Raw genomic sequence first — 23,892 nt, 5'->3', positions numbered from 1 at the left:
AGGCCCTGAACGCCGGCCCTAAGCGTCCGTTGCGCTTCACACCGGACGCGAGGAAATAATCATGTTTTTCGGTTCCTTACCCGCCCTGTTGACTCCATTTGCGGCAGGACGAGTCGATGAAGCGCTATTCCGTGATTTCGTGGCCTGGCAGGTCGCCCAGGGCAGCGACGGCCTGGTGCCATGCGGTACCACGGGCGAAGCGGCGACGCTGACCGATGCCGAACATCGCCGGCTGATCGAAATCGCGGTCGAGGTCGCGGGGGGAAATATTCCGGTGATCGCGGGTTGCGGCGCCAACGACACCGCGCATGCCATTGTCTTGACTAGGGCAGCGCAAGCCGCTGGCGCTACCGCCGCGCTCCACGTGCCGCCTTACTATAACCGCCCGAACCAGAACGGCATCTACGCACATCTGTCCGCCGTCGCCGAGGTTGGCCTGCCGATCGTGCTCTACAACGTGCCGGCGCGGACGATCACCGACATTTCGGTGGAAACGATGGCGCGGCTGGCGACTCTCCCCAACGTCGTCGCGGTCAAGGACGCGACGGGCAATCTGGGGCGGGTCTCAGCCCAGCGCGAGGCCTGCGGCAAGGATTTCGTCCAGCTCAGCGGCAATGACGATATGGCGCTCGGCTTCAACGCCATGGGCGGGGTGGGGTGCATCTCCGTCACCGCCAACGTCGCGCCGAGGCTGTGCGCCGACTTCCAGCGCGCCACGCGCGAAGGGCGCTGGGAGGAGGCTCTCGAACTTCAGGACCGGCTTTTCCCGCTCCATGCGGCGCTGTTCACCGACGCCTCGCCCGGGCCGGCCAAATATGCCCTCAACCGCCTCCGCCCCGACTTCCCGACGGAGCTGCGCCTGCCGATGACTCCGCCGTCGGATGCGTCGAAACGCGCGGTCGACGCGGCACTGGATCACGCTGGTCTCGTTTGACCCTTCGTCATGGCCCGCGATCTCCCAGCCCCGTTCGACAAAGCCAAGGTGGTTGCCGAGAACCGGCGCGCGCGCTTCGATTACTTTGTCGAGGAGCGTTTCGAAGCGGGGATCCAGCTAGCGGGGACCGAGGTCAAGGCGCTGCGCCAGGGCGAGGGGTCGATCGCCGAGAGCTACGCCACGATCGATGCCGAGGAGGTGTGGCTGATCAACAGCCACATTCCCGAATATAGCCATGGTAACCGGCTGAACCATGAGCCGCGGCGCAAGCGCAAACTGCTCCTGAAGGCGCGCGAGATTTCCAAGCTGCACGGCGCCATCACCCGCCAAGGGCTGACGCTGGTCCCGCTGTCGATCTACTTCAACGCCACGGGCCGGGCCAAGGTCGAGATCGCACTGGCGCGTGGCAAGAAGGTCCACGACAAGCGCGAGACGATCAAGCAACGCGATTGGAAGCGCGACCAGCAGCGGCTTCTGCGCCAGCACGGCTGACGTCTTTCGTCTGACAGACGTCGCAACTCGCGTTAGTAAGCGTTCCCGCGAGATGCTTCACCAGGATCTTCCCAGAATCGATTCGCGCCCGCTCACCGGCTGGCTGATGCCCGCCATCGTCGGCGCGGCAGGCCTTTCGGTGGCGCTGGGGCCCTGCTGATGGGACTTGTGGTGCCAGCGATGGTTCTGGCGATCGCCGGACTTGCTGGCGCTGGCGTGATCGCCATGCGGCGTCCGGCGCGGACAGAGATTCAAGCGCCGATCAGCCTTGGACCGGATTATGCGGCGCTCGGGACAGTCATCGGGCTGACGGGGGAACCGGTCGCGCTCACGACCGCGGAAGGATCGCTCCTGATCGCCAACCCGGCGTATCGCGAGCGCTTCGGCCCACCGCGTTCACCGCTGGACCTCGCGTCCGGCGCAGAAGGGCGCGAAGCACTGGCGATGGCTCGGGAGCTTGCCTGGCGAGATGGCGCCGGGTGCGTGGCCGGCGCGGCGACCGACGCGGGGACGTGCGCGGTGGAGGTCGAGCGGATTGGTGCGCATGAGGATTTGCTTCTGTGGCGGTTCCCGGCGCCGACAAGCCCAGATGCGCTCACGGTCGCTGCGCGAAGGGTCGAGGGGGATTCAGGCGAACGACTGTCTGCCAATGGCGTCATGGCTGCCGTGATCGATGGCGGCGGCGTCGTTCTTGCGGCGAATCGCGCCTTCATCGACCGCGCCCTTCCCAATGGACGGGGCGGTGGACCGCTGATGATCACGGACATCGTCCAGGCTGATGAAGGCCAGCGAATGCGCCTCGTCGCCGAGGGCGAATCGGCGCGACCGCTGCGATTTGCGCACTTGCCGATCGACCCTGATCGCGAGAAGGGGCCGGGAACGTTGCTTCTGTTCGACAGCGCCGACAGTCCTTCCGGTGCATCGGCCAACCTGCAGACCCTGTTAGATGTCCTGCCCATCGGCTTGGCCCTGGTCGACCGCGACGGGCGCTTCCTGACGATGAACCAGGCATTCCGCAATGCGGCGGGGATCAAGGGCGCGGCACTCCCCATTTATCCCGGCGACCTGGTGGTCAAGGAAGACAAAGGGCCGGTCGCAGATGCCGTGCGGCGCAATGCGCGCGGTCCCGCGATGTCGGGCGACCTTGCGGTACGGCTGTCGCGACAATCGTCAGACCCTGTCGCGCTGACCATCGCGGGCTTGCGCGGGCTGGGCGATGCCGCGGTTCTGCTGCTGCTCAAGGACAATAGCGAGGAAGCCAAGCTAAAGCGGCAGGTGGCGCAGGCGACCAAGATGCAGGTGGTCGGGCAGCTTGCGGGCGGCGTGGCGCACGATTTCAACAACATCCTGACCGCGATCATTGGTCACTGCGACCTGATGCTGATGCGCCATACGCCGGGCGACAGCGACTATGACGACATTCAGCAGATCAAGTCGAATTCCAATCGCGCCGCCGGGTTGACGCGGCAGTTGCTCGCTTTCTCGCGCCAACAGACGCTGCGCCCGCAAGTGCTTCAGCTGCCCGATGTGGTATCCGAGGTATCACATCTCCTAAAGCGCCTGCTCGGCGAAACGGTCGAGCTGGTCGTCAAGCATGGCCGCAACCTGGGGTCGGTGCGCGCCGACCCGGGCCAGCTGGAGCAGGTTATCATCAACCTTGCAGTCAACGCCCGCGACGCAATCGCCTCCAAGGGCGCGGGCGTGCTCACGATCCAGACCTATTCGGTAAAGGCCGACCAGGTCGCCGAGCTTGGTTCCGACATCCTTCCCATCGCAGATTACAGCGCTCTTTCGGTCACTGACACGGGTTCGGGTATCCCCGCGAGCGTGCTCGGCAAGATTTTCGAGCCCTTCTTCACGACCAAGGAGGTGGGGAAGGGGACCGGGCTGGGGCTGTCGACTGTTTACGGCATCGTCAAGCAATCGGGGGCTTCATCTTCGCCGATTCCAAGGTCGGCGAGGGGACGCGCTTCGTCATCTATCTGCCGGTCCATCGCGAAGAAGCTCCTGCGGCCAAGTCCAAGGCCACCGCCAAGCCCAAGGAGAGCGAATTGTGGGGCAGCGGCACGATCCTGCTGGTCGAGGACGAGCCGATGGTTCGCGCCGTCGCCGAACGCGCGCTGACCCGCCACGGTTATCAGGTAATCACCGCCGACAATGGTGAGGACGCGCTGGAAATTCTTAATCGCGGCGAGGAGATTGACCTTCTCATCAGCGACGTCGTGATGCCCGGGATGGATGGCCCGACAATGGTCGGGGAGGCGCGGAAGAGCCGGCCTGAGCTAAGGGTCCTTTTCATGTCGGGCTATGCCGAGGAGCAGCTGCGCAACTCGATCGACGTCGACAATGTCAGCTTCTTGCCCAAGCCGTTTTCAGTCCAGGATCTGGCCGAAGCGGCCAAGCGGGAGATGCGTGCGAAATAAGCCTTTCCACTTGGGGTTCGCGCCACTATCTGCGCATCAATGAGTGCGGGGCGTTCCATCCTCATCGTCGAGGACGAGCCATTGATTGCGATGATGCTCGAGGATTTTCTCGATTCCCTTGGGCACACCATCAGTGGGTCTTGCGACACGGTGCAATGCGCACTGGAAGAGGTCGAGAAGGGCGGATTCGATCTCGCCATCCTCGACGTCAACCTTAAGGGCGAGAACGTCTGGCCGGTCGCCAGCGCGCTGCGGGCGCGTAAAGTCCCCTTCGTGATCGCCACTGGCGGCCACGTCGACCCCCCGCCGCCCGAGTTCAACGACGCGCCGGTGATCGAAAAGCCCTATACGGTCGACCGTGTCACACCCGCGATCGAGGCGGCCTTCGCCGGCTAAGCTCGGGCTTTGGCTCGCGGCGGCAGCCGTGGGCGCCGCGCTGCTCCTCGCCATGTTCGAATTTCAGTCCCACCTCATCTTCCCGACGCATGCCGTCCCCAAGGCCGGACGCTTGCCCACCGGCGCAAAGACGCTGTCGCTGAAGGTCGACAAGGGCGTGACGCTGAACGGCGTCCATTTCCCGCCTCCCAGGGCAAGCCAGGACACGACACTGATCCTCGGCTTCGGCGGCAATGCGTGGAACGCGCAGGACGTCGGGACTTATCTACACGACCTGTATCCCGGCGCGCACGTCGTGACATTCCACTACCGCGGTTATGCTCCCTCCACGGGATCCCCGTCGTCGTCGGCGCTTCTCGCCGACGCGCCTCGACTCTACGATCATGCCGTCGACGCCATTCGCCCCGATCGCACCATCCTGGTCGGGTTCAGCATTGGCAGTGGCATCGCTGCACATCTCGCGACCCAGCGGCCCGTGGCCGGGGCGATCCTCGTCACGCCCTTCGATTCGCTGAAAGCATCGGCGCAATCCTTGTATCCGTGGATCCCGATCGGCCCCTTTTTCGCGCATGAGATCGACGCCGCCGCTGCGGCAGAGCGAACGAGCGTGCCAATCGCCATCATCGGCGCGCAGCACGACACGATTATTCAGCCGGCGCGTACCGACGCGCTGCGCAAACGGGTGCGGAACCTCGTCTTCGATCGCACCATCCGGGGCGCCGGTCACAACGACATTTACGCGAAGTCCGAATTCCAGGAGGCCATGCAGGACGCGCTGGCGGCCATCCCGTGATTGGTCGGCGGGCTCTTGCGGGGTGCGCCGACCCCGACCATATTCTTGAAACGAAAGAGCAATTCCGGGCGCGGCAACGTTAACACTCCGGCAGAGTTGATTGTGCCATAAAGAGGGCTAGCATGGCCCTGAGAGGACGGCCGCGTGCGGTCGCGATACAAGGACGGTAATGACCAAGCTTACTGGCGGCGGCGACGGCAAGAGCACCCTTTACTGCTCATTCTGCGGGAAGTCGCAGCATGAGGTGCGTAAGCTCATCGCGGGCCCGACCGTGTTCATCTGCGATGAATGCGTCGAGCTGTGCAACGACATCATTCGCGAGGAGAGCAAGTCGGCGCTGGTCAAGACCCGCGATGGCGTCCCGACCCCTCTGGAGATCTGCAAGGTCCTCGACGACTATGTGATCGGCCAATATCGCGCCAAGCGCGTCCTGTCGGTCGCGGTCCACAATCATTACAAGCGCCTCGCCCACGGCTCCAAAGCCGGCAATGAGGTCGAGCTTGCCAAGTCGAACATCCTGCTGATCGGCCCGACGGGCTGCGGCAAGACCTTGCTGGCACAGACTCTGGCGCGAATCCTCGACGTGCCGTTTACCATGGCCGATGCGACGACGCTGACCGAGGCGGGCTATGTCGGTGAGGACGTCGAGAACATCATCCTCAAGCTGCTCCAGGCGTCCGATTACAATGTCGAGAAGGCGCAGCGCGGGATCGTCTACATCGACGAGATCGACAAGATCAGCCGCAAGTCGGACAATCCGTCGATTACCCGCGACGTATCGGGCGAGGGCGTCCAGCAGGCGCTGCTCAAGCTGATGGAAGGCACGACCGCCTCGGTTCCGCCGCAGGGCGGGCGCAAGCATCCGCAGCAGGAATTCCTGCAGGTCGACACGACCAACATCCTGTTCATCTGCGGCGGTGCCTTCGCCGGCCTCGAAAAGATCATCGACGACCGCATGCAGGGCAAGTCGATGGGCTTCGGCGCGCATGTCGCCGCGCCCGAGGAGCGCAAGACGGGCGAAACGCTAAAGCATTGCGAGCCCGAGGATCTGCTCAAGTTCGGCCTGATCCCGGAATTCATCGGCCGCCTCCCGGTGATCGCGACGCTGATGGACCTGGACGAGGAAGCCCTGGTCAAGATCCTGGTCGAGCCCAAGAACGCGCTGGTGAAGCAATATGCCAAGCTATTCGACATGGAAGATGTCGAGCTCGAGTTCACGGACGATGCCCTTCACTGCGTGGCGAAGAAGGCGATCGAGCGGAAGACCGGCGCGCGTGGGCTACGCTCGATCCTAGAGGGAATCCTCCTCGACACGATGTTCGACCTGCCCTCGATGGACGGCGTCAACGAAGTGCATATCGACAAGGATGTCGTCCTGGGCACCAAGGAGCCCGTCCGGGTCTATGCGGCCAAGGACAAGGCCGGCGACGCCGCGTGATCACGACGGCTAGGTGAGCCAGGCCGTCACAGCGGCCCCCTTCCGGGAGGGTCCGCTCAGCTTTTTCCCGAAACTCCTGCGCGAGCCGGGTCGAGCCTGGCTTGTCGTTCCGGTCGCGTGGCTGCTGTGCATCGTGCCGAGCCTCGGCCTTGCCTATCTCGTGTCATCCGTCGCGCCGCAGCTCGACCTGCCTGAATTTCCGATCAAGGGTCACGTCGGCTTCCTCGCCCTGGCGGTGTTCGCGCCAGTGGTCGAAACCCTGATCCTCGCCGCAATCGTGACCGTCCTTCGGTTGTTTCTGTCCCCGACGTTGACGGTATTCGTTAGCGCGGCGGGGTGGGGCCTGGCGCACTCGCTCGAGGCGTCGGCCTGGGGCCTGGTCGTGTGGTGGCCCTTTCTCATCATGTCGATGCTCTATCTGGTATGGCGCGAGCGCAGCATCTGGCTGGCGCTGGCGATTCCCGCCGCAGTTCACATGATGCAAAACGCAGGGCCTGCCTACCAGGTCGCCTACGGCACCTAGCGGCGGCCCGCGACCATCCTCGATCCGAACCGCTCCATCAGGTGCGCGTCCTTGCCGTAAGGGTCGGCGCGGAACTGGATGCCGTTGGGCGTCGCCGCGGCGGTCAGATAGGTCATGTACACAGGCACCGGCTGCGGCAGGTGGATATCCTCCTCGACCTTCGGGTTGCTACCCTTGGGCATCGACCCGAACAGCCAGCGGCCGAAGCGCTGGGCGTCCTCCAGCCGGACGCAACCGTTGCTGATCCACTGGTCGCCCTTGGCGAAATGGCTCTTTTCCGGGGTGTCGTGGAGGTAGATGCCGAAATAGTTGGGCAGCATATACTTCACCATGCCCATCGAATTGGCGGGGCTGGGCAGGCGGCGCAGGCGCACTTCCTGACGCCCGGCCACGACCGCGTTCCAATCGATGGTGTGCGGGTCGAGAACGCGTGGATTTTCGCTCCAGTCGGATAGCACCTGATATTCGCGGTCGGTGAGGTAACTGACGCCCTGCGCCACGACGCGCGGGCCGATCAGATTAGTGACCAGTTCGGGTGGCACGTTCCAATAGGGATTGACGCTGGCGAAGCGGATGTAGGCGGCCATCATCGGCGTCGCGGTCGCCTTGGCGCCGACAATCACCTTCATGCTGTCGACGACGCGGCCATTCTCATACATCAGCAGCCGGGCGCCGCCGGAATCGACCACGGCATATTTGCTCTGCTCTTGCGGGGCGGGGAGGCGCTTGGCGCGCTCCATGTTGATCATCACGAGTTGCTCGTAATAGCGCGCGCCCCGGTTGAGCGCGTCGATGGTGCCGGCACCGGCGACGCCGTCGGCCTTGAGCCCATGGACCTGCTGGAATTCCTTCACCTGCGCGGCCAGCGCGGCGTCGAAGTTGCCGCCAGGTGCGAGCCCGAGCCGTTGCCGAAGCAGGGACACGCGCTCACCCGTCGCGCCCGCCTTGAGCGACGGCCCAGCAGGGATCGCGATTTGCGGCAGATCGGCCCAGCGCTGCTGGTAGCGGACGAGGCCGCGGCGCAAATCGGTGTAGATGGGGTTGACCGGGACGAACATGTCGACCGGCGCACCGCTCCATTCGTCCATCGAGATGTCGTGGAGCATCCCCTTGTCGAGCGCGGCACGGGGGACGAGCTCCTCGTCGATATAGATCATGTCGACGCCTTGCTCGATCGCCGGGGGCAGATCGATCGGCTCGAGCGCGGGCGCTCGGCTGGCGTCGCCGCGCGGCTGGGCGCGCCGCTGCTGCTGCTGCTGCGGGAACGGCTGCGGCCGAACCTGCCACGGCTCGGCGACCGGAGCTCGCGGAATCGGCATGGGCATGGGTGGCGGCGGGGGAGCCGGCCACGGCATGCCATATTGCGCGGCGGCCGCGGCGGGGACGGTAAGCGCGCTGAGCGCGAGAAGGGTTTTACGGAATGTCACATAGGCCAAGATAGTGAGTGAAACTGAACGGTTACAGAATCCGCCGTTCACTTCGGCCTGAAAGTCCTTCGCTTCCAGCCGTGTTTTTTGCCGCGTTTATTGTATGGCGTCGTTCATTGCGGACGGAGAAGCGCTCGCCCATATACCTCTTATGACTCGTTCGCTTCCCATCCTGCCGCTCCGTGACATCGTCGTTTTCCCCCACCGCATCGTGCCGCTGTTCGTCGGCCGCGAGAAATCGGTGGCGGCATTGGAAGCCGCGATGGCCGCCGACAAGGAATTGTTCCTCGTCGCGCAGCTCGACCCGGGCGAGGACGAGCCCGATCGGGATGCGCTGTACGACCTGGGCGTGATCGCGACCGCGATGCAGCTTCTGAAACTGCCCGACGGGACCGTTCGTGTGCTTGTGGAAGGGGTGAAGCGCGCAAGGCTGGTCGGCCTGACGCCGCGCGACGGCTATACCGTTGCCGAAATCGAGGAAGTTGCCGAGGAGGCGATCGGCCCGGCCGAAGCGCAGGCGCTGATGCGCTCGGTGCTCGACCAGTTCGAAAATTACGCCAAGCTCAATAAACGCCTGCCGCCCGAGACGGGAATCCAGCTGGCCGAGATCGAGGATCCGTCGGCGCTGGCCGACGCGGTCGCGTCCAACCTGTCGGTCAAGGTCGCCGACAAGCAGGCGCTGCTTGGCGAGCTCAATCCGTCGCGCCGCCTGGAAATGGTGTTCGCCTTCATGGAGGGCGAGCTTGGCGTGCTGCAGGTCGAAAAGAAAATCCGCAGCCGCGTAAAGCGCCAGATGGAGAAGACGCAGCGCGAATATTATCTCAACGAGCAGTTGAAGGCGATCCAGCGCGAACTCGGCAATGAGGGCGAGGAAGGCGGCGACGAGCTTCAGGAGCTCGCCGACGCAATCCGCAAGACGCGCCTGTCGAAGGAAGCGCGAACCCGCGCGACCGCAGAGCTGAAAAAGCTCAAGGCCATGGCCCCCATGTCCGCCGAAGCCACCGTCGCGCGGAATTATCTCGACGTCCTGCTCGGCCTGCCGTGGGGCAAGAAGTCACGACTCAAGAAGGACATTGCCGAAGCGCAGCGCGTGCTCGACGAGGACCATTATGGCCTTGAGAAGGTCAAGGACCGGATCGTCGAATATCTCGCGGTGCAGGCCCGTACCAATAAGCTCAAGGGCCCGATCCTGTGCCTTGTCGGCCCCCCGGTGTCGGGAAGACCTCACTCGGGCGCTCGATCGCCCGCGCCACGGGCCGTGAATTCGCGCGCCAGTCGCTGGGCGGTGTGCGCGACGAGGCCGAGATCCGCGGTCACCGCCGGACCTATATCGGCTCGCTGCCGGGCAAGATCATTTCGAACCTCAAGAAGGCGGGGACGTCCAACCCGCTGTTCCTGCTCGACGAGATCGACAAGCTCGGCCAGGATTTCCGCGGCGATCCCGCCTCGGCGTTGCTCGAAGTGCTCGACCCTGAGCAGAACAACCGCTTCCAGGACCATTATCTGGAGCTGGACTACGACCTTAGCGATGTGATGTTCGTGACCACCGCGAACTCGCTCGACATGCCGCAGCCCTTGCTCGACCGCATGGAGATCATCCGTCTCGAGGGCTATACCGAGGATGAGAAGGTCGAGATCGCCAAGCGCCACCTGATCCCCAAGCAGATGGAAGCGCACGGCTTGAAGCCCGAGGAGCTCGTTTTCACCGATGAGGCTTTACGCGGCATCATGCGTCACTACACGCGTGAAGCCGGCGTCCGCACGCTCGAGCGCGAGTTGGCCAAGGTTGCGCGCAAGTCGCTGCGCCAGATCCTCGAAAACAAGACCGAGACGGTCGAACTGACCGCGGAGAATCTCGGCGATTATCTGGGGGTTCGCAAATTCCGCTACGGTATGGGTGAGGAGGAGGACCAGATCGGCGCCGTGACCGGCCTGGCGTGGACCGAGGTCGGCGGCGAATTGCTTACGATCGAGGCCGTAACAGTCCCGGGCAAGGGCATGATCAAGACGACCGGCAAGCTTGGCGAAGTGATGCAGGAATCGATCCAGGCCGCGATGAGCTTCGTCAAGGCGCGCGCCCCGGCATTCGGGGTCAAGCCGTCGATCTTCGCGCGGAAGGACATCCACGTCCACTTGCCCGAAGGCGCCGTGCCCAAGGACGGCCCATCGGCAGGCGTCGGCATGGTCACGGCGATGATCTCGACACTCACCGGCATCGCGGTGCGCCGCGACGTCGCCATGACCGGCGAGGTGACGCTGCGCGGTCGCGTTCTCCCGATCGGCGGCCTCAAGGAGAAGCTGCTTGCCGCGCTTCGGGGCGGTATCGGCATCGTGCTCATTCCTGCCGAAAACGAAAAGGATCTCGCGGAAATCCCGGCTAGCGTGAAGGACGGCCTTGAGATCGTTCCGGTGCAGCATATCGATGAAGTGCTTGCCCGTGCGCTGGTCGAGCCGGTGACCGCGATTGAGTGGACCGATGCCGACGAACATGCCGCGGAACCGCCGCCATCGTCGCCGGCGGCGGACCAGGGCGCCTCTGTTCGGCACTAGCTTTCGTTAGGGCAGAGCCCTCTCGGCGTCGAAGGGCTTTGACTCGTCCACCAACTCTTGCCTTAAGGTTCGATGCTGAGCGCGGGCGAGTCTCCGCTAATTATCCGAGGGAAGAGGCGGATCGATGAACAAACAGGAACTGATTGGCCACGTCGCTGACCGCGCAGGCCTCAGCCGCAACGACGCAAGCCGTGCGGTCGAGACGATGCTCGAAGTGATCACTTCGACGCTCAAGCGCGGCGACGAGGTGCGGCTGGTCGGTTTCGGCAATTTCTCGGTTACTCGGCGTAAAGCTTCCACGGGGCGAAACCCACGGACGGGGGAGCCGATGCAGATCAAGGCCAGCTCGCAGCCCAAGTTCCGCCCCGGAAAGGTGCTAAAGGACGCGGTCCAGTAATCCGCTGGACAGCGCAGGGCGCCATCCTTATCTGGCGCCTTTCCGCGAAGATCGGCGGGCGCGTAGCTCAGCGGTAGAGCACACCCTTCACACGGGTGGGGTCACAGGTTCAATCCCTGTCGCGCCCACCATTGCCTGGCCGGATCACGCTTCGAGATAGCCGGGCTGAAAGCTCGCGACGCGGCGTATTTCCGCCCAATCCTTGAATTGAATTTCGCGCCCGTGGCGCTTGATCAGGCCCTGCCGTTCCAGGTCCGCGAACACACGATTGACGTTGACCGACGTCTGGCCGGTAATGTCGGCGATCTGCTGCTGCGTGAAGGGATTGTTCAACCGACCCGAGCCCACATGCATCCGCGCCGCCGTTTCGCACAACAGATGCGCCACGCGCCCGATCGAGTCGCGGCGCCCGCAATTGACCAGCCATTCATAGCCGATTGCTTCGTGCCGCCGGATCAGGCGCCAGAAGAATCGCTGCATGTCCGGATGGGCCTCGACGATCGGGTCGAAATCTTCGGCGCGCCCGATCATCACCTCGCTGCGGACGATCGCCTGGATGCCGTAGTCGGTTCGTCCGGCATGGGGCAAAATGCCTTCGCCGGGAAAGCGCAGCGCGACGATCTGGCGGCGCCCGGCGGGATCGGTCTTGAACTTGGACAAGATGCCCGAGCGGACGAACATGACTTCGTCGCGTGGTACGCCCGGTTCGCGGAAGGGGCGGCGGGGATCGACTTCGACCACCTTGTGCGGCATCGCCACAAGAGGCTCGGCCAATTCCGGTGCAAGTCCGGCCGCGACAAGTGTTTCGCCCAGCGGAACGCCCGGCGCGGGCGCTTTTGAACGCCGACTCGCCATCGTAGATCTCCCCAGGGCGAGGATGCGCCTGCACCCGGGGGCGCGCAAGCGAATTAATCCAGGTTCATGCCCGGGGTGATTTCGTCCGTCAGCGTTACGATCTGTTGCGGCGTCAATTTGACCGCGTTGCCCAAATCGGGCGGGCCGGGCCAGCCGGCGTCGGCGAATTCCATTCCGCCCCAGCTTCGCGGCGATGAATAGCGCGGGATCACGTGAAAATGAACGTGCGGATCGACCATCATTAGCATCAGATAGTTGATCTTCTCATATTTGCAGAAACGGGCCAGCGCCTGCTCGATCCGCGCGACGGCCACGGCCTGTTCGGCAAAGGCTGCCGCGGGAAGCGCGGCATAAGCGGTCGCGTCACTTTTCGCTGCGAGTACCAGGGATCCCAGCGTCACCTGCGCCGGGCGAAGCAGGATCACCCAATGGTCAAGCTCCGCTAGCAAGGTGTCAGGATAGCCAAATTTGCAGATGGTCTCGTGCATCGTGGGCGGCGGCTCGCTTGCGTTCAGGGGACGCCAACCTTAAGTGGCCCGAGCGCCGGAGGGAACAGCTCCCGAAGTCGTTGTGGCGACCGTAGCTCAGCTGGTTAGAGCATCGGTTTGTGGTACCGAGGGTCGCGGGTTCAAGTCCCGTCGGTCGCCCCATTCTTGCTGATAACCCGGACATTAGAAGCTTATGATCAAGCCCGAGGCTTTGCCCGATTTCGATGCGCACGAAGACGTACGTTTCTTCGACGACGAGGCGACTGGCCTCAAGGCGATCATCGCCATGCATTCGACGCATCTCGGCCCCGCGGCCGGCGGTGCGCGCTTCTGGCATTATGCGCGCGACGAAGATGGGCTGACCGATGCGCTCCGCCTGTCGCGCGGCATGAGCTACAAGAATGCCATGGCGGGGCTTCCGCTGGGCGGGGGCAAGTCGGTGATCCTGGCGCCGGCGGACAAGCGCAAGTCGCCAGAGCTGCTGCATGCCTTCGGCGCCGCCGTCGACAGCCTCGGCGGGCGTTACGTCACCGCCGAAGACGTGGGCATGAGCGTGTCGGACATGATCGAGGTCAGCCGTGCCACCAAGTTCGTTGCCGGGCTGCCCAACAATACCGGCGACGTCGGTGGCGACCCCGGGCCGCACACATCGCTGGGCGTATTCCTCGGCATCAAGGCGGCGGTGAAGCGCGCGCTGGGCAAGGACAGCCTGGACGGGTTGCACCTCGCGCTTCAGGGCGCGGGCAGCGTTGCCACGGGTGTTGCCCTGCATGCGTGCGCGGAAGGTGCGCGGCTGTCGATCGCCGACGTCGATGCGGCCAAGGTGCAAAAGCTCGCGGCCGCGGTCGGTGGCACGATCGTTCCGCCCGAGGAGATCCTGACCATCGAGGCAGACGTGTTCAGCCCCAACGCGCTCGGCGCCATTCTCACCGAGGAAAGTATCGCCGCCCTGCGCGTGCCGGTGGTTGCCGGCGGCGCCAACAATCAGCTTGCGACTCCCGAGGATGGCCAGCGCCTGCATGAGCGCGGCATCCTCTACGCCCCCGATTACGTCATCAACGCCGGCGGCATTATCAACGTCTGCACAGAATATCTGGGCGACGGCGATGCCACGCTCGTCCGCCGCAGGATCGAAGGCATTCCGGTGCGTCTTGAGGAAGTGTGGAGCGAAAGCGCGGCGAGTGGCCGCAACCCGGCTGCCGTCGCCGATGCGCTGGCCCAGCGGCTGATTGGCCGGGGCTAAGCCGCCCGAGGCGAATCATGCATTTCCTCGCCAATCCCACCCGATTCCTGAAAATTGCGCGGTCGGCGACGGGCTGGCTGCTGGCCATCGGCCTAGTGCTGGCGATCGGCGGGATGGCCGCGGGGCTCCTGCTGACGCCGCCCGATTACCTGCAGGGCGAGACGGTACGGATCCTTTACATCCACGTGCCGGCAGCGTGGCTTGGGATGGGCGGCTGGATGGGACTTGCTGCGGCGGCGGTAAGTCAACTTGTCTGGCGGCATCCGCTGGCGGCAGTTGCGGGACGGGCGATCGCCCCTGCAGGCGCGACCTTTGCCGCCATCTGCCTGCTCACCGGCTCGATCTGGGGCCGTCCGGCTTGGGGCACTTGGTGGGAATGGGATGGCCGCCTGACGTCGATGTTGATCCTGTTTCTTCTCTATCTTGGCTACATCGCGCTCGGCGCGTCAGAGCGGGAGCGTGGCGGAGAAGGCCGGATCACTGCTATTTTTGGCCTTGCCGGCGCGATCAACCTGCCGATCATCCATTATTCGGTCTTGTGGTGGAACACGTTGCACCAAGGGCAGAGCATCAGCATCAGCGGCGGATCGAGCATTGACGGGTCGATCCTGTGGCCGCTTCCGCTGACGTTGATCGGCTTCACCTGCCTGTTCGCCGCGGTCGTCCTGATGCGCATCCGCGCCGACCTTGCCGACCTTAAGATGGAAGCGCGCATGCGGCGGATGCAAGGCGCATGAACCCCTGGCCGTTCGTCACCGCGGCTTATGCCGTGACCATCGTCTCGACGGCGCTGCTGATCCTCTGGTCGTGGCGCGCAATGCGCCGCGCCGAAGCTGCGGCCGACACGTTCAAGTCGAAATGAAACCGAAGAACCAGCGCCTCGTCCTCGTCGCCGCGGCGATGGTCGCGGTGCTCGCCGCAGTGCTGCTGGCGATGTGGGGCCTTAAGGACCGTGCATCCTATTTCTATACGCCCGCCGACGTCGCCGCGGGGACGGCGATCGAGGGCCGCGCGGTTCGGCTTGGCGGCATGGTCGAGCGCGGCTCCATTGTGCGCGCCCCCGACGGCGTAACGATCCGCTTCGTCGTCACCGATGGCAAGGCAAGCACCCCGGTGACCTTTCGCGGCATCGTCCCCGACCTGTTCCGTGAAGGCAGCGGGGTGGTCGCCGAAGGCCGGCTGCAAGGCGGCACCTTCGTCGCCGACAACATCCTTGCCAAACATGACGAGCGCTACATGCCGCCCGAACTCGGCAACCTCGCGGCCGAGGAGCAGGCCGACAAGACTCTGGAACAGTGATCCACCAGTCGGCGCTCGCGGCCCTTGGGCTGAGCGGCGCACTGGCGTTCGTGTTGCTGGGCGTAGCCTTGTCGAGGAGCGACGCCGATGGCGGTGTCGAGATCGCCCCCATCGCTATCGCCTGTGCGATCCTGGCGGCGCCAGCTGTGCTGCTCGGCATATCGGTCACCGCTGTCTACATGCTGGTCCTGGCAACGGGCGTGGCGGTCTTGGCGCGCTCGCGGTTCTCGCGAGCGGGCCAGCGCGGGGCGAATATCCTGCTCAGCGGTATCATGGGCGGATTAACGGTGCTCTTTTGGCTGCCACCCGAGGCTTTCGCGACTGCGCAATCCGCCGAAAGTCTGGTGATGAACGGCGGGCTCGCTGTCCTCGCGGTGGCGGCGGCGATGGCGATTTTCCACGATCAACGAACCAGGCGCCGCCTGGCGGTTGCCGCGCGGCCATGGGCACTTGCCGCCTGGAGTCTGCTGACCCTTGCCCTCCTTCTCGGAATGGTCGGCTCCTTCGCACTCCCGTCGATCCCCGCGGCGATTGGTTGGTCGGTCGCGAGCGTCACGCTGCACGTCATCGCCGTGCGGGGGCGCCGCCAAAGATCGCTCGCTTCGGCGCAGCAATGGGGCGCAGCAATCGCCCATGGTGGCGTTGCCCTTGCTCTTGCCGGGTTGATTGCGTCGCTCGCGCTGGCCGAAACGCGCTCACTTACGCTGCAGGAAGGGCAGCGGGGCGCGATCGGTCCGTGGCTGGTTCAGCTCAATGGAATCACGCCGGCCGCGGGTGAAGGCTGGGTTGCGCTGGAGGCTGAATTGGAGGCGTCGCGCGGGGCCGGCGCACAACGGCTCAAGCCGCAGCAGCGATACGCGTTGGGCACGGCGCAACCGACCGCAGCCGTCCCCGCAGCCCATTCGCTTGCGGTTGGCCGGCTCGGCGCGACTCTCGGCCCGCGTCAAAGCGATGGCGGATGGCCAATCCGCTTGACGTGGCGGCCATTCCTGGGCGTTGTTTGGGCCGGGCTGGGGCTCGCGCTGATTGGCGCGTTCACGATTGCCGCCGCGCGCGGCTGGCGATGGTGGCGGCGGCGGCCAGAGACCGATTTTCGGCGGCGGTCGTACGCATGACGGCGGTCGCCCTCGCCATCTTGCTGGCACTTGCATCCGCGGCTTTGGCGATCCTCGGCGTGCGTGGCCGGTTGCTGCTGATCTGCTTCGGCGCGATGCTGGTTGCGGCCGTCGGCTTTGTCGCCGCCACACCCACCTTTGCCGACGGCAACACTGCAGCCGCGCGTAGCGTCGTGCCACTTACCCAGGCGCGCCATGCCTTCTACGGCAGCTTCGGGCCGGGCGAACGCTGGCTGATCTTCGCCGAAGGGCGCGCACGTGCGGGCAACACCGAAGATGCCGTCGGCCTGCTGCAGAATGCGGTGCGGCGCTACCCAGGCGATCCGCAATTATGGGTCGGTTTGGGTAACGCGCTGGTCGATCATGCGCGCGGCATGACTCCGCCCGCGCAATTCGCGTTCGATCGCGCGGCCCAGCTGTCGCCAGGCTATCCCGCGCCCGACTTCTTCCGCGCGCTCGCGCTCGCACGCTACGGCGACCGCGCCGAAGCCGCGCGGATCTGGCGTGCATTGCTGGCGTCGGCACCGGCCGATGCGGGCTGGCGTCCGATGGTGGTGCAGGGGCTCGCCCTGATCGGCGAGCCGGCACCGTCGCGTTAGGCCGCGGCCTCGAATGGAAGGTCGAGCGCTTCGGCGACCGCTTCGTGGCGAATCTTGCCGTCAGACACGTTGAGCCCGGCGGCGAGGTGCGGGTCCGCCGCCATCGCCGCCTCGGCGCCAAGGTTCGCGATACGAAGCGCGAAGGGCAATGTCGCATTGTTGAGCGCGAAGGTGCTGGTCCGCGCCACCGCGCCCGGCATGTTGGCGACGCAATAATGGATGACGCCGTCGATTTCGTAGACCGGATCGTCGTGCGTGGTTGCCTGCGACGTTTCGAAGCAGCCGCCCTGGTCGATCGCGATGTCGACTAGAACCGACCCGCGCTTCATGGTCTTGAGCTGGTCGCGCGTGACGAGCTTGGGCGCGGCCGCGCCAGGCACGAGGACCGCGCCGATCACCAGTTCGGCCTCCTGGATCGCCTGCGCGATTGCGGCCTTGGACGCGAAGGCGGTCTTGATCTGGCTGCCGAAATGCATGTCGAGTTCGGCCAGGCGATCATTGTTGATGTCGTAGATGGTGACGTCGGCGCGCTGCCCGGTCGCCATCTGCGCGGCGTTGATGCCCGCAACGCCGCCACCGAGGATCGCAACCTTGGCCGGCGCAACGCCTGGAACGCCGCCGAGCAGGACGCCGCGGCCGCCCTGTTCCTTTTCAAGATAATGTGCGCCGACCTGGATGCTCATCCGCCCGGCGACTTCACTCATCGGTTTGAGCAAAGGAAGGGCACCACTGTTCGACGTGACCGTTTCATAGGCGATGCACGTCGCACCCGATTCCATCAGCCCCTTGGCCTGGTCCGGGTCGGGCGCGAGGTGAAGATAGGTGAACAGGATCTGCTTGGGCCGAAGCATCGCAATCTCGGGCGCCTGCGGCTCCTTGACCTTGACGATCATGTCTGCCGTCTCGAACACCTCGGCAGCGCTTGGCAGGATTGTCGCGCCGGCCTTTTCGTAAGCCTTGTCCGAAAAATCGATGCCGGTGCCGGCCTTGGTTTCGACCACGACCTCGTGCCCGGCGGCAACCAGCTCGGCGACGCTGGCCGGGGTCAGGCCGACCCGATATTCGTGATTCTTGATTTCCTTCGGCACCCCGACGCGCATGATCAATTTGCTCCACTTGGCTTGAATTGCCGCGCCTATAGACAGGCTTTGCCCGTCTGTCCCGTGAGATTGCAGGGGCGTAACGGCGGTGCTAGTCGAGCCGCACAAGGACGCAGTCTGGCGAGTCTGAATTTCATCCCATGAGCACGACAGCTTCTGCCGGCGCCGAATCTTCAGCGCCAGCTGACAATCCGCATGGGCATGCCCATGGCCCGCTGAGCAAGCTGGTCATCGGCGCCATCGGGGTCGTCTACGGCGATATCGGCACGTCGCCGATCTACGCCTTTCGCGAGACCTTCGCCGGGCATCATACGCTGGCGCCAGACCGGCTCCACATCTTCGGCGTGCTCAGCCTGATCTTCTGGTCGATGATGATCATCGTCAGCCTGAAATACCTGACGGTCATCATGCGGGCCGACAACAAGGGCGAGGGCGGCAGCCTGGCGCTGCTGGCCCTGATCAACCGTTCGATTGGCAAAGAGAAGCGCTGGACGGCGTGGATCGTCCTGCTCGGCGTGTTCGCCACCGCCTTGTTCTACGGCGATTCCATGATCACGCCGGCGATCTCGGTGCTGTCGGCGGTCGAGGGGCTGACCACCGTGAATGCCAATCTGCAGCCGTTCGTGGTGCCGATTGCGGTCGGCATCCTGGTTGGCCTGTTTTCGATCCAGTCGCGCGGCACGGCCAAGGTCGGGTCAATGTTCGGCCCGGTGATGTTTGTCTATTTCCTGACGCTGGCAACGCTCGGCGTATGGCACGTGCTCGATTACCCGAGCGTGCTGCTGGCGATGCTCAACCCGTTCAACGCGGTCAATTTCTTCCTGCAAGAGCCACTGCGCGCCTTCTTCGCCATGGGCTCGGTCGTGTTGGCGGTGACGGGCGCCGAGGCGCTGTACGCGGACATGGGGCATTTCGGGCGCAAGCCGATCCGCGTGTCGTGGGTCACCTTCGTCATGCCCGCGCTGCTTCTCAACTATCTGGGCCAAGGGGCGATGTTGCTTGCGCAGCCCGCGGCCCAGGCGATCGAGACGGTCCGCAACCCCTTCTTTTATCTGGCGCCCGAAATGCTTCGGCTGCCGCTGGTGCTGCTTGCTACGGCCGCAACGGTCATCGCCAGCCAGGCGGTCATCACCGGCGCCTTCTCGGTCACGCAGCAAGCAATCCAGCTCGGCTTCATCCCGCGCCTGCGCATTCTCCACACCAGCGAGCGCGCGGCCGGGCAAATCTACATTCCGCTCGTCAATTGGGCGCTTCTGGTGATGGTCCTGCTTTTGGTCATTACTTTCCAAAGCTCGTCGAACCTGGCGGCGGCGTACGGGATCGCAGTGACCGGCGCGATGCTGATCGACAGCGTGCTCATCGCCGTCGTGCTGCTGATGATGTGGAAATGGAACCGCTGGCTGTCGATTGGCCTGCTCGCCCTCTTTTTCACCATCGACCTGCTCTACTTCTCGGCGAATATGCTGAAGGTGCCCGACGGGGGCTGGTTCCCCCTGCTCGTCGGGGTCGTCGCCTTCACCCTGCTCACCACCTGGGCAAGCGGGCGCAAGTTGATGATCGACCGCATGAGCGAAGCCAGCCTGCCGATGGAAATCTTCATCAAATCGGCCGCGCCGAGCGCTGCACGCGTGCAAGGCACGGCGGTGTTCATGACCAGTTCGGCGAGCGGGGTGCCGCACGCGCTGCTGCACAACCTCAAGCACAACAAGGTTCTTCACGAGCGGGTGATCCTGCTCACGGTCAAGATCGAGGACGTGCCCTATGTGCCGGCCGAAAAGCGCTCGGAAGCGAAGGACTACGGGTCGGGTTTCTACCGCGTGATCCTGCGCTACGGCTTCATGGAAGAGGTCGCGGTGCCTGACGCCTTGGCTCAGCTCAAGGAATGTGGGCCGCAATGCAAGACGATGGACACCAGCTTCTTCCTTGCTCGCCAGACCTTGCTGCCGTCGGCCAAGCGGCCCGGCATGGCGCTGTGGCGCGAGCGGCTGTTCGCCTGGATGTTGCGCAATTCGGTCAGTGCGATGGAATTCTTCAAGTTGCCGACCAATCGCGTGGTCGAGCTTGGCAGCCAGCTGGAAATCTGAACCTTCGGCGCGTCCCGCGCATTGCGCCGCGCATGGCTGACATCATTTCCTGGGTCGCTACGGCAGCGACGATTATAGCCGCAAGCATGACCGCGTCGAACCTGGGGGCGCGGATCACCGGCTACGGCTTCATCGTCTTCTTGGTGGGATCGATCGCCTGGCTGACCACGGGCGTGATGACCAACCAGCCCGCGTTGATGTGGACCAACGTGGTTCTTACCGCCCTCAACATCTTCGGCATCTGGCGCTGGCTGGGTCGCGAGGCGCGGGTCGAGGAGGGGGCGAGGCGGCCGCCCAGGCGAGCCGCCACACGCCTGGCGAAGCGCTGTTTCCCGTCTCCTTGCTCGGCAAGGCGGTGGTCGACGGGCAAGGCGGGAAGCTCGGTCAGGCGATCGACGCCATGGCGGGCTGCCGCAGCGGACGCCTAGCTTACGTGGTGGTCGGCGAGGGCGGGGTGGCCGGTGTCGGCGAAACGCTGCGCCGACTCCCTTGGGATCGCGCCCATGTCGATGGGGAGCGGATCGTCGTGGCGATCGACCCCAGCGAATTTGCGAAGCTCGACAAGCTGCCGAAGGATCAATGGCCGGGGCGCTGATCGTCACGGCCGAACTGGCGCAGGCAGATTTCGCCTGGCTCGACCGGTTGCGCCGCGCGCACTTCCCGCCTGAGCGCAATCATCTGTCTGCCCATCTCACGATGTTTCACGCGCTGCCGCCGTCAACCGAGCAAGAGGTTTGCGCGCGACTCAAAGACTTCGGCCGAGATCCGCCGCCGGACGCATCGATCGCTGGCTTGATGAACCTTGGCGGCGGAGTCGCCTATCGCGTGGTATCGCCAGATCTCGACCGCATCCGCGCCGAGCTTGCCGCGGCCTTTCACGGCCTGCTCAGCGCGCAGGATTCGGGCGGCTGGCGCCCCCACGTGACGATCCAGAACAAGGTGCCAGCCAAGGTGGCGCGGACGCTCCTCGAGTCCCTGCAGTCGGACTTCGTGCCAAAACCTCTTGGGATCAGCGGCCTCGGGCTCCACCGCTATCTCGGCGGGCCTTGGGAGGTAGTCGCGATCTCTCGATTCCGCGGCCGCTAGCTGAGTTCGCCAATCCCGTCGCAGCTAAGGTCGAAGGCGGCCATGCCCGATTCCAGCACCGAGGCGAGCATCGGCATATCGACCAATTCGCTGATCGCGCCGCTGGCGCCGTCACTGACCAGCGACTGCGCTTCTTCCATCGCCTCGTCCCAGTCGCTGCTGTCGTAGGTGCCCTGGCCGACCCAACAGAAGGCCATGACTTCCGCCAGCTGGTCTTCGCCCAGATCCTCGAGCGCGGCCTTCAACTCTTCCTCGACACTGTCATTGATGGTGTCGTCGAGGACGGACAAAGTGCCTTCCTCGTCGTCGTCGACATTCTCGGCAGCTTCGTTGCCGTCGTAATCGGTCGCGGTCTGCGCTTCATATTCGCGCGCTCGAAGGATGATCCGGCAGAGGGTGTCGAGCGAGGTCAGCGGGTCCATTCACGGGGTCTCCTGTTCCCTCGACAACGAGGGCAGGGTCCGCCGGTTCCTCGCGTTGACCGTGCGCCGGCCCGACCCTATATCGCGCGCCATCGCATCGGCCGGCCCGGTGCGCTTGCCTGAATTTGGGGCGGAGTAGCTCAGCTGGTTAGAGCAGCGGAATCATAATCCGCGTGTCGGGGGTTCAAGTCCCTCCTCCGCTACCACTCCAACAATGGATCGCGGGTCATCGCGCGCGACGATGGGTGCGCGACGCTGGCCGCGCACCCGACGTCAATCTAGCCACGACGGCCGTTGTTGCGCATGACGCGCACATTAGTCACGACGCCGCGATAATCGACGTTGCAGCGGAAGCTGAGGTCCGCCGCGGCGCCGGCGTAAGCCGGATTGCCGTAGCCGCCCTGGCCGTAGCCCTGCCCATAACCCTGACCGTAGCCGTTCCCGTACATGCCCGAACTGATCAGGCCGCTGACGCGAAGGCCGTTGTTGCGGCGCTCGACGTTGGTGATCGCGGTTACGCGGGCGTTGCCCTGATAGGCATACTGCTGCCCATAACCCTGCTGGTTATAGCCATTGTTGTAGCCGTTGTAGCCGCCGGCGCGGGCCGCTGCCTGAGTCAGCGCCGCGCTTGCGCATTGTGAAACAGCGGTGCGATCGGTGACGTTGTAGCGGTTGCCGAGCAGCTGGTTGATCACCTGGCCGACGACATTGGTGCCGCCGTAACTAGGCTGGCCGGGATAGCCGTATCCGCTCTGCGGATATTGCTGCGGGTAGGTCTGCGGATATTGCTGCTGCGGATAGGGGTAGGGATAGCCGGTCTGCGCGGCGGCCGGAGCGGCGACACCGGCGATCGCCGCCGCTGCAGCGATGAAAAAGGCGGTTTTCATGGAAATTCCTCAATCTCCGCCAGAGAATGCCGGGGGAGTTGAGGATTAGAACGAGCGCACGGGCTGATTCGCCGCATGAACGCAAAACAACAACGTCCAACGCTCGGGTTCGAGCCGTGAACGTTACTTTCTGAGCGGCCGCATGACCTTGCGCAGCGCTTCCCGCGCGATCTCGCGGCCCATCTTCTCGCCCGCCTCGTTCGAAAAGCGATAATGAACCCCGCCCAGCACGCGTGACGCGCTGACCTCTTCCGCCCATTTATCCCAGGTCGGATGCACCTGGACGACCGCATTGGGCAGCGACAGCGAGGAGATGCGCACTCCCGACGCGGGTGCATTGCCATATTCGCGCTTCATCAGCTCGGCCGTTGCCGCGGCTTGCGTGCAATGCGCGCACGGATATTCGGGGTGATTGGGCGTGTTAATCAGCGGTTCCCACGCGGGGTCGGATTCGGTCGCCGGATTGCCGTCCTGGTCGGCGTTGCGGATCGCGGTCACCGGCCGCCAGAAGTTATAATGAAGCTTGGCCTCGGCATTGGCGAGCATCACTTCGTCGTCGATCATGCCGTACAGCGCGAACAGCCGGGCATTGTCGACCAGCCGCCGGCCCACCTGGTCGGTCACCTGGCGCATGGCGGGCAACATGTCGGCATTAATCCGGTAACGCGCCATGCGCGCCTGGTGTGGGGTACGCGCCTTACTCGACTTGCCGCCCAGCGCCTTCACCTCATTGAAGCCGCGCGTGTAGGTCTCGCTGGTCAGCGCCGGGGGCGGGGCCGGACGGAACTGATCGATGCGGCTGAGGATCCACGGCTTCTGGGCGACGTAGGAGGGGGAAAAGACCGGTAGTTCGGTCGCCGTCCAGACGCCTGGCGCGGTGCGCGGGCGGTAGGGCACCTGCGTGACCGCGGGGTCGACGATACCTGACTTCAGCGCCGCTTGCGCCGCAAGCTCGCCAAGCCGGCGACCGGCGTCGCGCGCGGCGGAGTCGGTCACGCCTTCCATCGCATTGGCATAACCCTCGTCGAGGCTCGTTTTCTGGCTCGGGAAGTGGGCGAGGAGAACTTGGTACGCCGCAGTGACCGCAGCGGCATCCTGCGAAGCGCGGGGATCGTGAGCAGTCATGCCGACGTAAGATTCATAGCGGTGGTCGATCGCGTTCAACGCTTCGAACATTGCCAGCGCCACCTGGGTTTGCGCACGATCATAGACCCCGGTGCGGACCACCAATTTTTGCGCTGCGACGCCGGCGGTTTCAACCTTGGCTGCAAGGTCCATCCATTCGCACACCGTATCGGCGCGCGCGGGTGTGGCTACGGCTGCCATTCCCGCCACCGCAAG

24 protein-coding genes, 3 tRNA genes and 2 pseudogenes are annotated in these 23,892 nt (G+C 64.6%); 22 read left to right on the top strand and 7 right to left on the bottom strand.

Annotated features, from left to right (window positions below; all coding sequences use genetic code 11):
* Positions 1–61 precede the first annotated feature (61 nt).
* The 7 genes and pseudogenes from dapA to H9L13_RS08395 all read left to right on the top strand — a co-directional run bounded on the left by dapA (position 62) and on the right by H9L13_RS08395 (position 6,999).
* Positions 62–934 (top strand): 4-hydroxy-tetrahydrodipicolinate synthase, encoded by an 873-nt coding sequence (gene dapA, locus H9L13_RS08425; RefSeq protein WP_187537301.1) that lies wholly within the window; start codon positions 62–64, stop codon positions 932–934.
* A 9-nt stretch (positions 935–943) separates the two neighbouring features.
* Positions 944–1,426: an SsrA-binding protein SmpB gene (gene smpB, locus H9L13_RS08420; RefSeq protein ID WP_187537300.1), complete on the top strand. Its 483-nt coding sequence runs from the start codon at positions 944–946 to the stop codon at positions 1,424–1,426.
* 159 nt (positions 1,427–1,585) lie between these two features.
* A pseudogene (locus H9L13_RS08415) lies at positions 1,586–3,849 on the top strand (hybrid sensor histidine kinase/response regulator).
* Positions 3,850–3,888: 39 nt separating this feature from the next.
* Positions 3,889–4,245, top strand: a complete 357-nt coding sequence (locus tag H9L13_RS08410) for a response regulator (RefSeq protein WP_187537299.1) — start codon at positions 3,889–3,891, stop codon at positions 4,243–4,245.
* 28 nt (positions 4,246–4,273) lie between these two features.
* Positions 4,274–5,038, top strand: a complete 765-nt coding sequence (locus H9L13_RS08405) for an alpha/beta hydrolase (RefSeq protein WP_187537298.1) — start codon at positions 4,274–4,276, stop codon at positions 5,036–5,038.
* A 169-nt stretch (positions 5,039–5,207) separates the two neighbouring features.
* On the top strand, positions 5,208–6,476 hold the full coding sequence (gene clpX, locus H9L13_RS08400) for an ATP-dependent Clp protease ATP-binding subunit ClpX (RefSeq protein WP_187537297.1): 1,269 nt from the start codon (positions 5,208–5,210) through the stop codon (positions 6,474–6,476).
* A gap of 13 nt (positions 6,477–6,489) precedes the next feature.
* Positions 6,490–6,999 (top strand): hypothetical protein, encoded by a 510-nt coding sequence (locus H9L13_RS08395; protein WP_187537296.1) that lies wholly within the window; start codon positions 6,490–6,492, stop codon positions 6,997–6,999.
* Here H9L13_RS08395 and H9L13_RS08390 read toward each other — a convergent pair.
* Positions 6,996–8,426 carry a L,D-transpeptidase family protein gene (locus tag H9L13_RS08390; RefSeq protein WP_187537295.1) on the bottom strand — a complete coding sequence of 477 codons (1,431 nt, stop codon included), beginning with the start codon at positions 8,424–8,426 and terminating at the stop codon, positions 6,996–6,998. The two genes, H9L13_RS08395 and H9L13_RS08390, sit on opposite strands and share 4 nt — an antisense overlap.
* A gap of 151 nt (positions 8,427–8,577) precedes the next feature.
* Here H9L13_RS08390 and lon point away from each other — a divergent pair.
* The 3 genes and pseudogenes from lon to H9L13_RS08375 all read left to right on the top strand — a co-directional run bounded on the left by lon (position 8,578) and on the right by H9L13_RS08375 (position 11,504).
* Positions 8,578–10,976: pseudogene (gene lon / locus H9L13_RS08385) on the top strand (endopeptidase La).
* A 124-nt stretch (positions 10,977–11,100) separates the two neighbouring features.
* Entirely contained in the window at positions 11,101–11,373 is a 273-nt protein-coding gene (locus H9L13_RS08380) for an HU family DNA-binding protein (protein ID WP_187537294.1), read from the top strand.
* Positions 11,374–11,429: 56 nt separating this feature from the next.
* Positions 11,430–11,504 (top strand) — tRNA-Val (locus tag H9L13_RS08375).
* Positions 11,505–11,517: 13 nt separating this feature from the next.
* On the opposite strand, the gene H9L13_RS08370 is transcribed toward H9L13_RS08375, so the two are convergent.
* Positions 11,518–12,228 carry a Crp/Fnr family transcriptional regulator gene (locus H9L13_RS08370; RefSeq protein ID WP_187537293.1) on the bottom strand — a complete coding sequence of 237 codons (711 nt, stop codon included), beginning with the start codon at positions 12,226–12,228 and terminating at the stop codon, positions 11,518–11,520.
* A gap of 53 nt (positions 12,229–12,281) precedes the next feature.
* Complete coding sequence (locus H9L13_RS08365) at positions 12,282–12,716, bottom strand: HIT family protein (protein WP_187537292.1); 435 nt, start codon at positions 12,714–12,716, stop codon at positions 12,282–12,284.
* Between the two features lie 85 nt (positions 12,717–12,801).
* Here H9L13_RS08365 and H9L13_RS08360 point away from each other — a divergent pair.
* The 7 genes from H9L13_RS08360 to H9L13_RS08330 all read left to right on the top strand — a co-directional run bounded on the left by H9L13_RS08360 (position 12,802) and on the right by H9L13_RS08330 (position 16,972).
* Positions 12,802–12,878: transfer RNA gene (locus H9L13_RS08360), tRNA-His, on the top strand.
* Positions 12,879–12,909: 31 nt separating this feature from the next.
* Positions 12,910–13,959, top strand: coding sequence for a Glu/Leu/Phe/Val family dehydrogenase (locus H9L13_RS08355; RefSeq protein ID WP_187537291.1), 1,050 nt, complete (start codon positions 12,910–12,912; stop codon positions 13,957–13,959).
* A 17-nt stretch (positions 13,960–13,976) separates the two neighbouring features.
* Complete coding sequence (gene ccmC / locus H9L13_RS08350; RefSeq protein WP_187537290.1) at positions 13,977–14,696, top strand: heme ABC transporter permease CcmC; 720 nt, start codon at positions 13,977–13,979, stop codon at positions 14,694–14,696.
* Complete coding sequence (ccmD, locus tag H9L13_RS08345; protein WP_187537289.1) at positions 14,693–14,821, top strand: heme exporter protein CcmD; 129 nt, start codon at positions 14,693–14,695, stop codon at positions 14,819–14,821. The genes ccmC and ccmD overlap by 4 nt, the downstream gene beginning before the upstream one ends.
* A complete protein-coding gene (ccmE, locus tag H9L13_RS08340) occupies positions 14,818–15,258 on the top strand; it encodes a cytochrome c maturation protein CcmE (protein WP_187537288.1) in 441 nt (146 codons plus the stop codon). The genes ccmD and ccmE overlap by 4 nt, the downstream gene beginning before the upstream one ends.
* Positions 15,255–16,373 (top strand): cytochrome c-type biogenesis CcmF C-terminal domain-containing protein, encoded by a 1,119-nt coding sequence (locus H9L13_RS08335; RefSeq protein ID WP_187537287.1) that lies wholly within the window; start codon positions 15,255–15,257, stop codon positions 16,371–16,373. The genes ccmE and H9L13_RS08335 overlap by 4 nt, the downstream gene beginning before the upstream one ends.
* On the top strand, positions 16,370–16,972 hold the full coding sequence (locus tag H9L13_RS08330; protein WP_187537286.1) for a tetratricopeptide repeat protein: 603 nt from the start codon (positions 16,370–16,372) through the stop codon (positions 16,970–16,972). Before H9L13_RS08335 ends, H9L13_RS08330 begins: the two co-directional genes overlap by 4 nt.
* Here H9L13_RS08330 and ald read toward each other — a convergent pair.
* On the bottom strand, positions 16,969–18,072 hold the full coding sequence (gene ald / locus H9L13_RS08325; RefSeq protein ID WP_187537285.1) for an alanine dehydrogenase: 1,104 nt from the start codon (positions 18,070–18,072) through the stop codon (positions 16,969–16,971). The genes H9L13_RS08330 and ald overlap by 4 nt on opposite strands.
* A gap of 140 nt (positions 18,073–18,212) precedes the next feature.
* On the opposite strand from ald, the gene H9L13_RS08320 reads away from it, so the two are divergent.
* From H9L13_RS08320 to H9L13_RS08305, 4 genes are read left to right on the top strand one after another with little or no spacing between them, the layout of a single operon-like run.
* Complete coding sequence (locus H9L13_RS08320; RefSeq protein ID WP_187537284.1) at positions 18,213–20,156, top strand: potassium transporter Kup; 1,944 nt, start codon at positions 18,213–18,215, stop codon at positions 20,154–20,156.
* Positions 20,157–20,188: 32 nt separating this feature from the next.
* Positions 20,189–20,584, top strand: a complete 396-nt coding sequence (locus H9L13_RS08315; protein ID WP_187540445.1) for a hypothetical protein — start codon at positions 20,189–20,191, stop codon at positions 20,582–20,584.
* The gene (locus tag H9L13_RS08310) at positions 20,512–20,751 is read left to right on the top strand and encodes a PRC-barrel domain-containing protein (RefSeq protein ID WP_244954839.1); all 240 of its coding nucleotides are present in this window, start codon (positions 20,512–20,514) and stop codon (positions 20,749–20,751) included. The genes H9L13_RS08315 and H9L13_RS08310 overlap by 73 nt, the downstream gene beginning before the upstream one ends.
* Positions 20,736–21,242, top strand: coding sequence for a 2'-5' RNA ligase family protein (locus tag H9L13_RS08305; RefSeq protein WP_187537282.1), 507 nt, complete (start codon positions 20,736–20,738; stop codon positions 21,240–21,242). The genes H9L13_RS08310 and H9L13_RS08305 overlap by 16 nt, the downstream gene beginning before the upstream one ends.
* Here H9L13_RS08305 and H9L13_RS08300 read toward each other — a convergent pair.
* Positions 21,239–21,664 (bottom strand): DUF3775 domain-containing protein, encoded by a 426-nt coding sequence (locus tag H9L13_RS08300; RefSeq protein ID WP_187537281.1) that lies wholly within the window; start codon positions 21,662–21,664, stop codon positions 21,239–21,241. The two genes, H9L13_RS08305 and H9L13_RS08300, sit on opposite strands and share 4 nt — an antisense overlap.
* A gap of 129 nt (positions 21,665–21,793) precedes the next feature.
* On the opposite strand from H9L13_RS08300, the gene H9L13_RS08295 reads away from it, so the two are divergent.
* Positions 21,794–21,870, top strand: a tRNA-Met gene (locus H9L13_RS08295).
* A 72-nt stretch (positions 21,871–21,942) separates the two neighbouring features.
* Here H9L13_RS08295 and H9L13_RS08290 read toward each other — a convergent pair.
* The gene (locus tag H9L13_RS08290; RefSeq protein ID WP_187537280.1) at positions 21,943–22,551 is read right to left on the bottom strand and encodes a hypothetical protein; all 609 of its coding nucleotides are present in this window, start codon (positions 22,549–22,551) and stop codon (positions 21,943–21,945) included.
* Between the two features lie 123 nt (positions 22,552–22,674).
* Positions 22,675–23,877, bottom strand: coding sequence for a vanadium-dependent haloperoxidase (locus H9L13_RS08285; RefSeq protein ID WP_187537279.1), 1,203 nt, complete (start codon positions 23,875–23,877; stop codon positions 22,675–22,677).
* Between the last annotated feature and the right edge of the window lie 15 nt (positions 23,878–23,892).

This window comes from Sphingomonas lutea (genome assembly GCF_014396785.1).
In the GTDB taxonomy this organism is placed as follows: Bacteria; Pseudomonadota; Alphaproteobacteria; order Sphingomonadales; family Sphingomonadaceae; genus Sphingomicrobium; species Sphingomicrobium luteum.
This window is presented reverse-complemented; position numbering and strand designations above follow the sequence as displayed.

What these genes read in the sequence shown, in the direction of transcription:
- H9L13_RS08290 (WP_187537280.1), bottom strand. Translation starts at nt 22,551, where the DNA reads ATGAAAACCGCCTTTTTCATCGCTGCAGCGGCGGCGATCGCCGGTGTC.
- H9L13_RS08380 (WP_187537294.1), top strand. Translation starts at nt 11,101, where the DNA reads ATGAACAAACAGGAACTGATTGGCCACGTCGCTGACCGCGCAGGCCTC.
- H9L13_RS08315 (WP_187540445.1), top strand. Translation starts at nt 20,189, where the DNA reads ATGGCTGACATCATTTCCTGGGTCGCTACGGCAGCGACGATTATAGCC.
- H9L13_RS08330 (WP_187537286.1), top strand. Translation starts at nt 16,370, where the DNA reads ATGACGGCGGTCGCCCTCGCCATCTTGCTGGCACTTGCATCCGCGGCT.
- ccmE (WP_187537288.1), top strand. Translation starts at nt 14,818, where the DNA reads ATGAAACCGAAGAACCAGCGCCTCGTCCTCGTCGCCGCGGCGATGGTC.
- H9L13_RS08305 (WP_187537282.1), top strand. Translation starts at nt 20,736, where the DNA reads ATGGCCGGGGCGCTGATCGTCACGGCCGAACTGGCGCAGGCAGATTTC.
- ccmC (WP_187537290.1), top strand. Translation starts at nt 13,977, where the DNA reads ATGCATTTCCTCGCCAATCCCACCCGATTCCTGAAAATTGCGCGGTCG.
- H9L13_RS08355 (WP_187537291.1), top strand. Translation starts at nt 12,910, where the DNA reads ATGATCAAGCCCGAGGCTTTGCCCGATTTCGATGCGCACGAAGACGTA.
- dapA (WP_187537301.1), top strand. Translation starts at nt 62, where the DNA reads ATGTTTTTCGGTTCCTTACCCGCCCTGTTGACTCCATTTGCGGCAGGA.
- smpB (WP_187537300.1), top strand. Translation starts at nt 944, where the DNA reads ATGGCCCGCGATCTCCCAGCCCCGTTCGACAAAGCCAAGGTGGTTGCC.
- H9L13_RS08410 (WP_187537299.1), top strand. Translation starts at nt 3,889, where the DNA reads ATGAGTGCGGGGCGTTCCATCCTCATCGTCGAGGACGAGCCATTGATT.
- ald (WP_187537285.1), bottom strand. Translation starts at nt 18,072, where the DNA reads ATGCGCGTCGGGGTGCCGAAGGAAATCAAGAATCACGAATATCGGGTC.
- H9L13_RS08285 (WP_187537279.1), bottom strand. Translation starts at nt 23,877, where the DNA reads ATGGCAGCCGTAGCCACACCCGCGCGCGCCGATACGGTGTGCGAATGG.
- H9L13_RS08365 (WP_187537292.1), bottom strand. Translation starts at nt 12,716, where the DNA reads ATGCACGAGACCATCTGCAAATTTGGCTATCCTGACACCTTGCTAGCG.
- H9L13_RS08300 (WP_187537281.1), bottom strand. Translation starts at nt 21,664, where the DNA reads ATGGACCCGCTGACCTCGCTCGACACCCTCTGCCGGATCATCCTTCGA.
- H9L13_RS08320 (WP_187537284.1), top strand. Translation starts at nt 18,213, where the DNA reads ATGAGCACGACAGCTTCTGCCGGCGCCGAATCTTCAGCGCCAGCTGAC.
- H9L13_RS08370 (WP_187537293.1), bottom strand. Translation starts at nt 12,228, where the DNA reads ATGGCGAGTCGGCGTTCAAAAGCGCCCGCGCCGGGCGTTCCGCTGGGC.
- ccmD (WP_187537289.1), top strand. Translation starts at nt 14,693, where the DNA reads ATGAACCCCTGGCCGTTCGTCACCGCGGCTTATGCCGTGACCATCGTC.
- clpX (WP_187537297.1), top strand. Translation starts at nt 5,208, where the DNA reads ATGACCAAGCTTACTGGCGGCGGCGACGGCAAGAGCACCCTTTACTGC.